The 12,825-nt window shown below is 52.1% G+C and carries 13 protein-coding genes; 4 read left to right on the forward strand and 9 right to left on the reverse strand.

Going from position 1 to position 12,825, the window contains the following annotated elements:
- Positions 1–19 precede the first annotated feature (19 nt).
- Together M3194_RS09040 and pyrE are read left to right on the forward strand one after the other, a co-directional pair.
- Positions 20–493 carry a DinB family protein gene (locus tag M3194_RS09040; RefSeq protein WP_251653078.1) on the forward strand — a complete coding sequence of 158 codons (474 nt, stop codon included), beginning with the start codon at positions 20–22 and terminating at the stop codon, positions 491–493.
- 134 nt (positions 494–627) lie between these two features.
- On the forward strand, positions 628–1,164 hold the full coding sequence (gene pyrE / locus M3194_RS09045; RefSeq protein ID WP_251653079.1) for an orotate phosphoribosyltransferase: 537 nt from the start codon (positions 628–630) through the stop codon (positions 1,162–1,164).
- 49 nt (positions 1,165–1,213) lie between these two features.
- Here pyrE and mtnB read toward each other — a convergent pair whose 3' ends face one another.
- From mtnB to M3194_RS09085, 8 genes are all read right to left on the reverse strand, one after another.
- Complete coding sequence (gene mtnB, locus M3194_RS09050) at positions 1,214–1,864, reverse strand: methylthioribulose 1-phosphate dehydratase (protein WP_251653080.1); 651 nt, start codon at positions 1,862–1,864, stop codon at positions 1,214–1,216.
- Positions 1,865–1,870: 6 nt separating this feature from the next.
- Positions 1,871–2,539, reverse strand: coding sequence for a 2-hydroxy-3-keto-5-methylthiopentenyl-1-phosphate phosphatase (locus M3194_RS09055; RefSeq protein WP_251653081.1), 669 nt, complete (start codon positions 2,537–2,539; stop codon positions 1,871–1,873).
- The gene (locus tag M3194_RS09060) at positions 2,536–3,756 is read right to left on the reverse strand and encodes a 2,3-diketo-5-methylthiopentyl-1-phosphate enolase (protein ID WP_251653082.1); all 1,221 of its coding nucleotides are present in this window, start codon (positions 3,754–3,756) and stop codon (positions 2,536–2,538) included. The genes M3194_RS09055 and M3194_RS09060 overlap by 4 nt, the downstream gene beginning before the upstream one ends.
- Positions 3,756–4,637 carry a pyrroline-5-carboxylate reductase gene (gene proC / locus M3194_RS09065; RefSeq protein ID WP_251653083.1) on the reverse strand — a complete coding sequence of 294 codons (882 nt, stop codon included), beginning with the start codon at positions 4,635–4,637 and terminating at the stop codon, positions 3,756–3,758. Before proC ends, M3194_RS09060 begins: the two co-directional genes overlap by 1 nt.
- A 31-nt stretch (positions 4,638–4,668) precedes the next feature.
- Positions 4,669–5,919: a glutamate-5-semialdehyde dehydrogenase gene (locus M3194_RS09070; protein ID WP_251653084.1), complete on the reverse strand. Its 1,251-nt coding sequence runs from the start codon at positions 5,917–5,919 to the stop codon at positions 4,669–4,671.
- Between the two features lie 206 nt (positions 5,920–6,125).
- Complete coding sequence (gene proB, locus M3194_RS09075; RefSeq protein ID WP_251653085.1) at positions 6,126–7,232, reverse strand: glutamate 5-kinase; 1,107 nt, start codon at positions 7,230–7,232, stop codon at positions 6,126–6,128.
- Positions 7,233–7,603: 371 nt separating this feature from the next.
- Positions 7,604–8,794: a pyridoxal phosphate-dependent aminotransferase gene (locus tag M3194_RS09080; RefSeq protein ID WP_251653086.1), complete on the reverse strand. Its 1,191-nt coding sequence runs from the start codon at positions 8,792–8,794 to the stop codon at positions 7,604–7,606.
- A gap of 122 nt (positions 8,795–8,916) precedes the next feature.
- A complete protein-coding gene (locus M3194_RS09085) occupies positions 8,917–9,366 on the reverse strand; it encodes a hypothetical protein (protein ID WP_251653087.1) in 450 nt (149 codons plus the stop codon).
- A 174-nt stretch (positions 9,367–9,540) separates the two neighbouring features.
- On the opposite strand from M3194_RS09085, the gene M3194_RS09090 reads away from it, so the two are divergent.
- Positions 9,541–10,335, forward strand: coding sequence for a carbon-nitrogen family hydrolase (locus M3194_RS09090; protein WP_311290187.1), 795 nt, complete (start codon positions 9,541–9,543; stop codon positions 10,333–10,335).
- A gap of 4 nt (positions 10,336–10,339) precedes the next feature.
- Here the strand turns inward: M3194_RS09090 and M3194_RS09095 are convergent, their stop codons facing one another.
- The gene (locus M3194_RS09095; RefSeq protein ID WP_251653088.1) at positions 10,340–11,233 is read right to left on the reverse strand and encodes a LysR family transcriptional regulator; all 894 of its coding nucleotides are present in this window, start codon (positions 11,231–11,233) and stop codon (positions 10,340–10,342) included.
- Between the two features lie 169 nt (positions 11,234–11,402).
- On the opposite strand from M3194_RS09095, the gene leuC reads away from it, so the two are divergent.
- Positions 11,403–12,818, forward strand: a complete 1,416-nt coding sequence (gene leuC / locus M3194_RS09100) for a 3-isopropylmalate dehydratase large subunit (protein ID WP_251653089.1) — start codon at positions 11,403–11,405, stop codon at positions 12,816–12,818.
- Positions 12,819–12,825 lie beyond the last annotated feature (7 nt).

The following is a 12,825-nucleotide window of genomic DNA, read 5'->3' on the forward strand; positions in this document are numbered from 1 at the left end:
TGACATAGAGGTGATTCCCGTGAAATATGATTTTAATCGAGAGTGGTTAACGAGAAAATTCGAGGAGATTCAAGGTCGGATTTTGAAAGCGCTGGAACAGCTGGATGACGAGCAGGTGAATTGGAGTCCGTCGACGAACAGCCACAGTATATCGACCCTCATTCGCCATATGGAAGGGAATGCGTTGGAGCGCGTCAATAAAGGGATTCTTTACCAAGATATTTCTCGGGACCGCGATGCAGAGTTTAGGCACGTATTCAAGACGAAAGAGGAGTTGGTCCTAACGATCCGGAATTGCCTTGAAGGCATTACGGGCGCTTTGCGAAGCATATCAGACGAGCAGTTAGAGCGGACGCAGTCGGTCCGCGGCAAGGAACGTACCAACCTGGACATGCTGCATCAATGCGCGGCGCATTATTCCGAGCATATGGGCCAGATCTTTTATATCGCAAAGCAATTATTGAAAGAGGAGTATAAGTCGACTTCCATTTAATTCGACATTTATCCTTTACGCCGTTTGTAGAAAAACTCTCTTTCGCCGCATAGACAATTCCGCTCAGATTTGCTAAACTGATCGACGGCGCATTTTTATGGTAACCAACTTTTCACGGGAGAAGGGGACTGTATATGGACAAAACAGAGCTTGCAAGAGAAATTATCCAAACGTCAAGACTGACGGGAGAATTCAGGCTTCGCTCAGGGAAAACATCGAATCATTACTTCGATAAGTACTTGTTCGAATCCAATCCCGTACTTCTAGCTGCGATTGCCGAACAGCTTGCACCCCTTGTTCCAGAAGGAACAGAAGTTCTAGCCGGACTGGAAATGGGCGGTATTCCGATCGCTACGGCACTATCTCTTAAGACCGGAATTCCGGTTGTCTTCGTACGCAAGAGAGCAAAGGAATATGGAACCAGCAAGCTGGCGGAAGGTATGGATATCACGGGCAAGAAGATCTGCATCATCGAGGATGTTATAACGACAGGCGGGCAGGTGCTGCTAAGCGCAGCGGATTTGCTCTCGCATGATGCCGAGTTAAAAGACGTGCTCTGCGTCATCGAGAATGAAAAGGCAGGCAGAGCCAACCTGGAAGAGGCGGAATTTGAAGTCCACTCTTTATTCAAAATGGAAGAGTTATTATCCGCAGTCGGAGAGAGCGTATAAAATAAAAAGCTGGTCATACTCGTTACAAACGGGTTGGCCAGCTTTTTCGTTATTTTCGACCGTTCAGCATTTCCCAGCGGTACACGTATTCGAACAGGAACTCGAACGATTCGATATGGCGCTTCGCCTCGAAGGCATTCGCTCCCCATGCGTAAATGCCGTGCTTGCGGAGAATAATGCCGGGAATACGCTTGTCGAGACGCTCCGTAACCTCGGGCACGATACGCGGAATCTCGGCGAAGTTGGAAACGATCGGAATATCGATATGCGCTTCTTCTTCCCAGATGTTCAGGCCCTTGATCAGCTCAACGCCGTCTACAGGGACCGCTCTGCGTTCCCAGAACCATTCGGACATAACCGCGCTGTAAACGGAATGAACGTGGAAAATAGCGCCTGCGCCCGTTAAACGGTAGATCTCGTTATGAATCAGCGTTTCGGCGGAAGGTTTCAGGTTTGTCGCTTCGCAAGCCTTGCCGTCCTTGTCTACGAACAGATAATCCTCCGGTGTATGTACCGTCTTGTCCTTGCCGCTTGCCGTAATGGCGAAATAGAATTCATCCGGCTTGTAGTCGCCTACGCGAACGGAGAGGTTGCCGCTTGTTCCGGCAAACCAGCCGCGGGAAGCAAATAATTCTTTGACGCTGCGCAGATCGGCAAGCGCCTGCTGCTTGTGTTCCAGCTTAATATCGGAGAAGGCCATGTTAGATTAGACCGTCCTTTCTTTCTTGAGCTTATCCACAATATCGTGGAAGGTTGTAAATTCGGTATGAGGAAGTCCTAGCTCCTTGCATTTATCAGTCAGATGATGGCGGGAGAAGACCGTATCGGCGAGCTTGGCCCCTTCGAAGTCGGTTACGCTGTCGCCGATAATGATCCGCTCATATTCACCGGCCGGGAAGCGGCGCATAATGGTTGTTTTGCACATGCCGCAGTCATTCGTGCAATGTCCGTCACATGGATGAGGCCATGTAATTTCGATTTGCTCGCCGCTGAAATCGCTGCCGTTACAGTAGATATGATCCTCCGGAATGCCGAATCGGGCAAGTACCGGGTATACAAAGAAGTCGATGCCGCCGCTTGTTACATAGAACTCGATCTGTTCGTCTTTGCAATATTGAAGCAAATCGGCAAAGCCGTCGCGGATTTGAACATTATTGATGCCATACTCCACAACTTCCTTCTGAATGGAAGTTGGGAGGAGGCGGAACATCTGGCCAACGCCGTCGCGGATCGAGATCTGCTGGGACAGGACCGAAGTTGCGATCTCTTCCCAGCCCGGCGGGTTGAAATGCTTGATAATCGCTATGATATTATCGTTGACGGTAATGGTTCCGTCAAAATCACAGAAGATAATGCGTTTCTTAGCTGTTGTCATTCCTTAATCCCCCATGCATCGATAGCCGCCTTAAGCGGTTCATTGCCAGACTGCTCCGCCGCTTCGCGAAGCGGCACGCCGTTCATTGCTGCCGTAATGGCGCTGCGGAAAGCTTTGCCTCCCGCAGCGGTGCCCATAGGATGGCCGTGGATGCCGCCGCCCGCGTTTACGACAACATCGGTTCCGAAGTCGCGCAGGATGAGCGGAACAAGGCCGGGGTGAATGCCAGCAGACGGAACAGGGAAGCTTGTCCGGAGTGTATCCGAGGGTGCTAACAGCGCCTCTTTTACTGCCAAGTTCTCTTCCTTCGGCATAACGACCGAACCGTACGGGGAAGGGAAGAGAACCAGATCCGCGCCCGCAAGGCGCATCAGCTTGCCTAGAAGGACCGAAGCGCCGATGCCGTAATGCGGCGACGGATAAAAAGCGCCTGCCATGGCAGGATGCGCGGCGATAGGCACATTAATCTCCGGATTCTTGCTCAGCTCATGAAGAACATCATAGCCGTAAGCCAACACGTTGAACAGCAGAGCGTTTGCGCCTGCTGCAATGGCCTTGCGGGCTTGACTGGCCAGCTGGGATGTAGGACCGGTCAGGTTCACGGCGTACAGCAGCTGTTGACCCGTTTCCTGCTGGGCTTTGCGGGCTGCCTCCATGCAGACTTCAACACGCTTCTCGAGCGGTGTGAGCGGGTTCTCGAACAGAATTTCGTCATCCTTGATCAGGTCTACGCCGCCAAGCGCCTGCTTGTAGAACTGCTCCTGCAAGTTTGGCAGATCATGGCCAACAACGGATTTGAAGATGCTCATCAGAAGCGGGCGGTCGTGAACGCCTAACAGCTGGCGCACGCCTTCAAGGCCGTATTTGGGTCCCGGGAAGGCGGATTGGAATTGCTCCGAAACATCCAGGTCGATCAGCTTGATTTTGCCGTCCATGGACAGCTTGCCGAAGATGGTAACCAGAAGGGCGGGAATATCCCGGCTGAAGTTAATGTCAGGGTAGGCGATGCGGATATCCGCATAACGTTCGCTGCCTGCTTGTTCATGCACTTCAACGGACAATACTTTGCCAAGATGCTTCTCCATCTCGGCTTTGCGTGCTTCAGGGAGCTCCGTCCAGCTGCCGACCGTTAAACCAACGGCGATGGACAATGCTTTTTTATCAAAATCCGCTTTCTCGTCAAAGCAGCGGTAAGTGGCAACACACATCTGGTTCATCAGGCCAACGTGCTCCTTTCAATATCTGCTCCGATTTCGCCGGCGCGTTCAGCGGAACGCAGCATGCCGCGTACGACGGCTTCCGTTAATCCGCTTGCCGCCATCGATTCGATAGCCGCTTGAGTCGTTCCGTTGGGAGAAGTCACCTTGCGGCGAAGCTCCGCAGGCTCTTCGCCCGTCGTCCGCACCATCTCGGCTGCGCCAAGAACGGTTTGTACGATCAGCTCTTTGGCTTGCTCAGCAGGAAGGCCAAGCTTTTCGGCAGCCTCCATCATCGCTTCCATGAAGAAATAGACATAAGCCGGACCGCTGCCGGATACGCCAACGATGGAATCCTGCAAATTCTCTTCAACAACCGCATGAATGCCGATAGAAGCAAACATCGTTTCGGCAAGCTTGCGTTGTTCTTCCGTTACGCTTCCGGAATAGCTGATGCCGGTAACGCCAAGTCCGATTGTGCTCGAGGTGTTTGGCATCGTCCGCACGATTGCGGCCGGTCTGCCGAGTACACGCTCCATGGAGGAGATCGATAGACCGGCAATAACCGATACGATCAGCTGATTATCCGATAGCAGATGCTTAATAGAAGAGATAGCCGCTACTGCATCTTTTGGCTTCATCGCGAGGAAGATAATGTCCGCATCTTGAATAAACTGTTCGTTCGTCGAGCCGTTTAATACGGTTTGAATGCCGTAGCGCTCGGTTAACTCATTGAGCCGGTCGGCGTTCTGGCGGTTCAGCATGGAGATTTGCTCCGGCTTCGTCAGCTTTTGATTAATAAGTCCGCGCACGATAGCTTCCGCCATCGAGCCTGCGCCGTAGAAGCTGATTTTTAACGCTTCAACATTGGCGCTGGCATTTGTTTGTTCCATGGATAACATATCTTTCACCCTCCAACCCGTTTCCTCTATCTTAACCGCGGATTTGGCCGTTGCCGTAAACGCGGAATTTCGTTGATGTAAGAGCCGGCAGACCCATTGGCCCGCGCGCATGCAGCTTTTGCGTACTGATGCCGATCTCAGCTCCAAAGCCAAATTCAAAGCCGTCTGTAAAGCGGGTAGAGGCATTATGATACACGGCAGCCGCATCTACCTCGATAAGGAAACGCTCCGCATTGGCTGCGTTTTCCGTTACAATGCACTCCGAATGTTTGGTGCTGAACTTTAGGATATGGTCAAGCGCCTCATCTAAGTTTGCTACAATACGAATATTTAAAACATAATCGTTATATTCCGTTGCAAAATCCTGCTCGGTTGCAAGCTTCGCCTGCGAGATGCGTTCTGCCGTTTGCTTGTCGCCGCGCAATTCAACGTTCGCAGCGAGGAAACGGTCAGCGATTTGCTGCAGATGGCGTTCGGCGAATGCTTCATGCAGCAGCAGCGTTTCCATCGAGTTGCAGACGGAAGGGCGCTGTACCTTAGCGTTGAAGGCGATGCGTTCCGCCATGTCATAATCCGCGCTCTCGTCCACGAACGTGTGACAGATGCCGGCGCCAGTCTCAATAACGGGAACCGTCGCATTTTCCACTACGTTACGGATCAGGGCTGCGCCGCCGCGTGGAATAACAACATCCAGAAGCCCGGTTAATTTAAGCATTTCATTAACGGAAGCGCGGTCGGAATCTTCAATTAGCTGGATGGCATCCTGCGGCAAGTCGGTTCTTGCAAGTGCTTCGCGCAATACTTCAACTATCCGGCGGTTCGATTCGAGGGCAGCGGAGCCGCCGCGAAGGACAACGCAGTTGCCGGTTTTGAGGCACAAGCCAACAGCATCCACCGTAACGTTCGGACGGGCTTCGTAAATCATGCCGATAACGCCAAGCGGCACGCGGGATTTTTCCACGCGAAGACCGTTAGGGCGGTCAAATTGCTCAAGAAGCTCTCCTACTGGATCAGGAAGCTCCACGACTTCACGCAGTCCATCCGCGATGGCGGCAACGCGCTCTTCATTCAGGGCAAGGCGGTCCAGCAGGGAAGGGCTGGTGCCGTTCTCCCGGCCGCGCTCCAGATCCTTTGCATTTGCATCCATAATAGATGCCTGGTTCTCGATTAGGGCATTAGCCATTGCAGTAAGCGCGGTATCTTTCTGCGCGGTCGTCATTTTGTTCATGATACTCGCGGCAGCTTGAGCTAAGGTTGCTTTTTGTCTCACTTCGCTTGTCATTGTTGATTCCTCCTAAAAAGAATGACCACCCAATAAGCTGGAAAACAGCCTATTGTGGTGATTCTTGCATCGAAAGCATTGACTTAAAGAATGACCACCCAATAAGCTGGAAAACAGCTTATTGTGGTGATTCTTGCATCGAAAGCATTGACTTAAAGAATGACCACCCAATAGGCTGGAAAACAGCCTATTGTGGTGATTCTTGCTTAACGCAGGGATACCCATTCGTCGCGGTGAATGACTTCGATTTGTCTGACGTCAACCCGGCGCTTGACCTCTTCCGTACTGAGTCCGGCAACCGCCTGAATCTGCCAGGCTTCATAGTTCACGACGCCTCGGCCGATCGTTTCTCCCGTCAGATTATTTACTTCCACAACGTCGCCGGAATGAAAATCGCCCTGGATTTCTCGAATGCCGGCTGGCAACAGGCTCTTCCCGCCAACGAGCAGGGCATGCTGCGCGCCATCGTCCACAATGATCCGGCCATGAGGCATGGAGTGGAAGCCCAGCCATTGCTTCTTCATTGGCAGGCTATGTAATTGGGTATCGAAATAAGTGCCTTTTCCGGTTCCGTCTACAGCTAATTGCAAATCGCCCGGCTGCTGAACCTTGCCGATGAAAGCCCGGACGCCACCTCGCATGGAGATACGCGCAGCCTCGATCTTGGAGCGCATGCCTCCGGTACCTACCGCAGAGCCTGCGCCGCCAGCAAGCTGCATAATTTCTTCCGATATCTGATCGACGCGCTCGATCTTGACAGCCTCCGGATTTTTCCGCGGATCCTCCGTATAGAGGCCGTCCATATCGGTAATCATGACAAGCTTGCTCGCTTTCGTCATAGCTGCAACAAGGGCGGACAGCTTATCATTATCGCCAAACTTCAGCTCAAGCTCATCCGTGGCTACCGTATCGTTTTCATTAATAATAGGTATAATGTGCAAACGAAGCAATTCCTCGATTGTCTTCAGCGCGTTCTGAATTCGCTTGCGGTTGGAGAAGTCTGCGCGCGTCAGCAGAATTTGCGCAACGCCAATGCCATACTCGCCGAAGGCTTCCTGGTAAGATTGCATGAGCAGGGCCTGACCAACCGCAGCCGCCGCTTGTTTCTCATGAACCGCTTTTGGCCTTGATGCGTAGCCGATCTGGCGGAATCCCGCGGCCACTGCGCCGGAGGTGACAAGAATAACAGGGCAGCCCCGCTTATGCAAATCTGCGAGTTCGGCTGCGAAATAGGTGATGCGTTCACGGTTTAAGCCGCCTTCTTCCGAGGTTAAGGAGCTGCTTCCGATTTTGACAACGATTCTCTCCGACATCTTCTCATCCCATTTCATGACAAAATAAAAAGACCTCCGTCCATAAAGGACGAAAGTCTATAGCTTCCGCGGTACCACCTTTGTTGACCGAACGGCATACTTGCGCATCCAGGTCCATCTCAAGCCTCATAACAGGAGGCGCTGTCCGGCTCTCGCCGGCCGCTCGGGGGTTGGATTCAGCAAGGAACCGAGGCAAATCTTGCAGCCTGATGGATTTGCTCTCTGAACACGGCCATCTCTCGCTTACTAGTCCCGTCAACACGTTACATCTTTAGTTAATGTTAGCATATCATGATCAATCCTTGCTGTAAAGCAAGGCAATCGCCATAAAACATGCGGCAGACCGGGGATTAGCCGGTCTGCCGCACAGGTTAAAAGATGCCGAGCTTTCCGATCCGCTCGATCGCTTCAATAAGCCGTTCTTCGCTGGTCAATAGGCCTAGTCGGACGTAGCCTTCGCCATGCGTGCCGAATCCGTTGCCCGGCGCCACAACAACGTCAGCCTGCTCGAGGACAAGATCGGCAAAGGACTCCGAGGTATAGCCTTCCGGAACAGGAAGCCAGCAGAAGAAGGAACCGCCTGGACGGTCAGCCTTCCAGCCGATCCGATCCAGTGCGCCAAATACCGCTTCACGGCGGCTCTCGTAACGGGCGGTAAGTTCGGCAACACAATCCTGTGGACCGGTAAGGGCAAGAGCGGCCGCTTCCTGAATACCGCCGAACAAGCTGCAGTAGTAGTGGTCTTGGATCAGATTGATCAGCGAAACGATCTGAGCGTTGCCAATTGCAAAACCAACGCGCCAGCCGGCCATATTGTACGTTTTGGAAAGGGTATAGAACTCGACGCCCACTTCCTTGGCTCCCGGCGTCTGAAGGAAGCTGACCGGCTTCTTGCCGTCAAAGCCGATAGCCCCATAGGCAAAGTCGCTCGCAACAACTACGCCCGTACGGCGCGCGAATGCTACGGTTTCTTCATAGAACTTGGAGTCCGCAACAGCGCCCGTCGGGTTATTCGGGTAATTGATGAACATCAGCTTGGCGCGCTTCAATGCTTCCTGATCAATGGCGTTATAATCCGGAAGGAAGCGGTTATCCGCAGTCAGCGGCATGAAGCTCATCTCGGCGCCGGAAAGCGCAACGCCAGACCAATAGTCCGGATAGCCCGGATCAGGTACCAGGCAGACATCGCCAGGATTAAGAAGGCATTGGCTGATTTCCACCAGGCCTGTTTTGCCGCCAAACAAGATAGCAACTTCGGTAGCAGGGTCGACCTCAACGCCATAATCTTCTTTATAACGGTGAGCAACCGCTTCTTTCAGGAACGAATAGCCGCTGAATGGCGGATAACGATGGTACATCGGATTCGCTGATGCTTCCTGCATTTTTGCTACGATATGGGGAGGGGTAGGCTGATCGGGATTGCCTTGCCCCAGATTAATAACGTCACGGCCTTTAGCCGCCTGGGCATTCGCCTTGCCGACAAGCTTGGCGAAAAACTGCGTAGGCAGCGCCGTCATGCGGTCTGCCGGTTTGATTACATGCTCACTAACTTGAGTCTCCATTTGCTCACACTCCACACATAATTGCTCTCTAATCGATAGTACGACATTTATTTAAATGTAGCATGTCAAAACCTCTTATGTCGAGCTATTTAGTCGGCATGGAATGGGCAAGATGGCTTTTATTATTCGGCCGGAATTCCGATTTTCTTAATAAACGGTTTAATGTCTTCCTTAAAGAGCAGAAGGAAAGGTCTGCGCTGTTCGTCGAAGACAAGAAGAAGCGGCGGTTTGCCGTCGCAATAGAACAGGAACACATCATCGGCCAGCAGCTTCGTGCCGTTCACCGTAATGGTGACGGGCTTCTCGAGCGGGACGCGGTAGACATAGTTGCAGCTGTCGTCATTCGTAAGCTGCGGGGCAAGTCCGGTGACGGATGCAATCCATTTGTTCGCAAACTCCTGATATTCCTTGTCGTTTGGCGTAGTAAAGATCACTTTGCCGGCTTTAACGTCAAATACCTGCACAGGCTTAAAAGGCTGATCCTCCGGCGAAGCCGCGAAGGCGGAGGATGAGGCGAAGGCAAACATGAAGCACAAGGCGAGCAGCATGGCTGCTAATCGTTTCTGGCGCATGATCTTAGTCTCCTTTTACGGGAATGAATAACTCTTCTCCATTAATCTGTCCATCTTGACACAGAACCATGAGAAGGTATCATTAGGGAAAAGCTCATACTAATGAAGCAGGATTGACTGCAAACGGCATATTTGCCTTATTGTGCAGCCATTTTTTGGAGGAGGAATACAGAAGTGACACAACCATTGCGAATTGCGTTATTGCAAATGAACATAGAGATAGGACAGCCGGACGCGAATTTCGCCAAGCTGGCCAGCATGCTGGAGGAGGCGGCTTCCCAGCCCAATAAGCCCGATGTCATTGTATTTCCTGAAATGTGGAATACAGGCTATGCCTTGACCGAGATTACGGAGCTTGCGGATCCTCAAGGCGAGCGCACGATTGCGTACCTGTCGGACTTCAGCCGTAAGCACGGCGTTCATATTATTGCCGGATCTATTGCTGAAGGCCGCGAGGACGGCGTATACAATACGATCTTTGCCTTTGACCGCGACGGCAACCAAACCGGGGATTACTCGAAAATTCACTTGTTCCGCTTAATGGACGAAGAGAAGTATTTGGCGGCGGGCGATAAGCTTGGCAGGCTGGAAATTGAGGGAGCAGGCGCGGGCATGATGATCTGCTATGACATCCGGTTCCCGGAGCTGGCCAGAAAGCTTGCCTTGGATGGAGCTAAGCTGCTCTTTGTTCCGGCTGAATGGCCGCATCCAAGACTCCATCACTGGCGGACGCTTCTGACTGCACGGGCAATCGAGAACCAGATGTTCGTTATTGCATGCAACCGCGTAGGCGTAAGCGGAGATACTCATTTCTTCGGCCATTCCATGATTCTTGACCCTTGGGGCGAGACGATTGCGGAAGCGGGCGAAGAAGAGACGATCGTATATGCCGAGATTGACTTGTCTCTCGTAGATACGGTACGCGGCAGAATCCCGGTATTCGAGGATCGCAGACCTTCCTTATATTAATAAGTTACTTGTATTGACTGATTGTCTTATTCATCGTTTCGATAAACGCCACGGCCGCTTTGGACAAATATCGTCCCTTGCGGCTGGCGATAATCAAGGTCCGCGAAGGACGGTCCTTAAGCGATAAATAAACAGGCACGAAATCGCCGCCAGCCGCCCGGGTCAGCATCTTCGGGACAAAGGTGACGCCCATGCCGCCCGCAATAAGCGATTGAACCGTCTCAATGTTGCTGCTCTCAAACACGATATTAGGCGTAAAACCGGCCTGCTGACACAAATTCACGAGAATTTGCCGGAAGCCCTGGCCTTTTTTCAAGCCAACAAACGGCTCATCCCGCAGCTCCTCAATCGAAATCTCATCCACGCGTCCGGCAAGGCGATGGCTGGGAGGGACAGCCAAGCAGATTTCTTCTTCCATTAGAGGCTCCCATTCCAGCGTCTGGTCGACGAGCGGAAGAGTGAGAAGGCTTATATCCGTCCCCCCGTTAGCCGTAAGCTGCTCCAGCTTGACGGTCGTGTCTTCTACCAAGATAACCTCGATCTGAGGGTATAGCTCGCCGAAGACCGGAAGCACAAGCGGCAGAATATGCGATCCGGTAATAGGCAGGGTTCCGACTACAAGACGTCCTCGCTTCATCTGCGCCATATCGTCCATTTCTTGCTTTAATTGTTCAATGGCATCCAGAATCGACTGGGATTTGTCCACAAACACTTGGCCGGCCTGCGTCAGCTCGACGGAATTGGTTGTGCGGCGGAACAACAGAACGCCAAGCTCCTGTTCTAGCTTCGACAGCTGCTGACTGAGCGAAGGCTGAGCAATGTGCAGCTTCTCGGCAGCGCGCGAAAAATTTTTCTCAATGGCGATTTGTATCACGTATTGAAGTTGTCTAAGTTCCATTACCAGCATTCCCCTTATAGTTCAAATGAGAATAGTTATCGTTATTTTATAGTTATTGCCTATAACCATTATAGATATTATATCTTGGTTGAATCAAGAAGGAGATGCTATGCTATTAACATCTAATAGAGCAAAGCGATGAATTCGCTTGAACGATGGGGTGAATATAATGACGAAAAGAACACTGTTTGAGAAAATCTGGGATAATCACGTCATTCATCAGGAAGAGGGCAAGCCAAGCATTATTTATATCGACCTGCATCTGGTGCATGAAGTAACATCGCCGCAAGCATTCGAAGGACTCCGCATGACGAACCGCAAAGTTCGCCGTCCTGACCTGACATTCGCGACAATGGATCACAACGTTCCAACGAAGGACCGTTTCAATATTAAAGACCCGATCTCCAAACAACAGATCGATACGCTGACGCAAAACTGCGCGGACTTCGGCGTTAAATTGTTCGACCTGAACAACATCGACCAAGGCGTCGTGCACGTTATGGGTCCAGAGATTGGCCTCACTTACCCGGGCAAAACGATCGTTTGCGGCGACAGCCACACTTCGACGCACGGCGCGTTTGGCGCACTTGCTTTCGGTATCGGCACATCCGAGGTTGAGCACGTTATGGCTACGCAGTGTTTGCAGCAAGCAAAGCCTAAAACAATGGAAGTCCGCTTCAACGGTTCCCGTAAACCAGGCGTAACAGCGAAGGACTTGATCCTCGGCGTTATCGCGAAATACGGCACAGACTTCGCAACAGGCTTTGTTATCGAATACACAGGCGAAGCTATCCGCACTCTGACAATGGAAGAGCGTATGACCGTCTGCAACATGTCGATCGAAGGCGGCGCACGCGCAGGTCTGATCGCACCGGACGAAACAACGTTCAACTACCTGAGAGGCCGCGAATATGCGCCTGCTAACTATGATGAAGCGGTGGAAGACTGGAGAAAGCTTACAACGGACGAAGGCGCGGCATACGACGTTGTTGTTGAATTCGATGTGGATTCCCTGATTCCGCAAGTAACTTGGGGCACAAGCCCGGGCATGGGTACAGACATCACTTCTTCCGTTCCGTTCCCTAAAGACCTTCCAACTGAAAACGAGCGCAAAGCTGCGGAAAAAGCGCTTGAATATATGGATCTGAAACCGGGTACGCCAATGTCCGAAATCGAGATCGACTATGTCTTTATCGGTTCCTGCACAAACGGCCGTATCGAAGACCTTCGTGCCGCTGCCGAGATCGCGCGCGGCTACAAAGTAAGCGAGAAAGTAACGGCAATCGTTGTTCCGGGCTCCGGACGCGTTAAGCTGCAAGCGGAAAAAGAAGGCCTCGACAAAATCTTCGTTGAAGCTGGTTTTGAATGGCGCGAAGCGGGCTGCTCGATGTGTCTTGCAATGAACCCGGACGTTCTGGAGCCAGGTCAACGCTGCGCGTCGACATCCAACCGCAACTTCGAAGGCCGTCAAGGCCGCGACGGACGTACGCATCTGGTATCGCCGGCAATGGCAGCTGCCGCTGCAATCAAAGGCCGCTTCACCGATGTGCGCGACTGGAATGTGAAATCCGAAGTGTTGAACTAATTGAACG

The organism is Paenibacillus glycanilyticus, from assembly GCF_023715145.1.
Taxonomy (GTDB): domain Bacteria; phylum Bacillota; class Bacilli; order Paenibacillales; family Paenibacillaceae; genus Pristimantibacillus; species Pristimantibacillus glycanilyticus_A.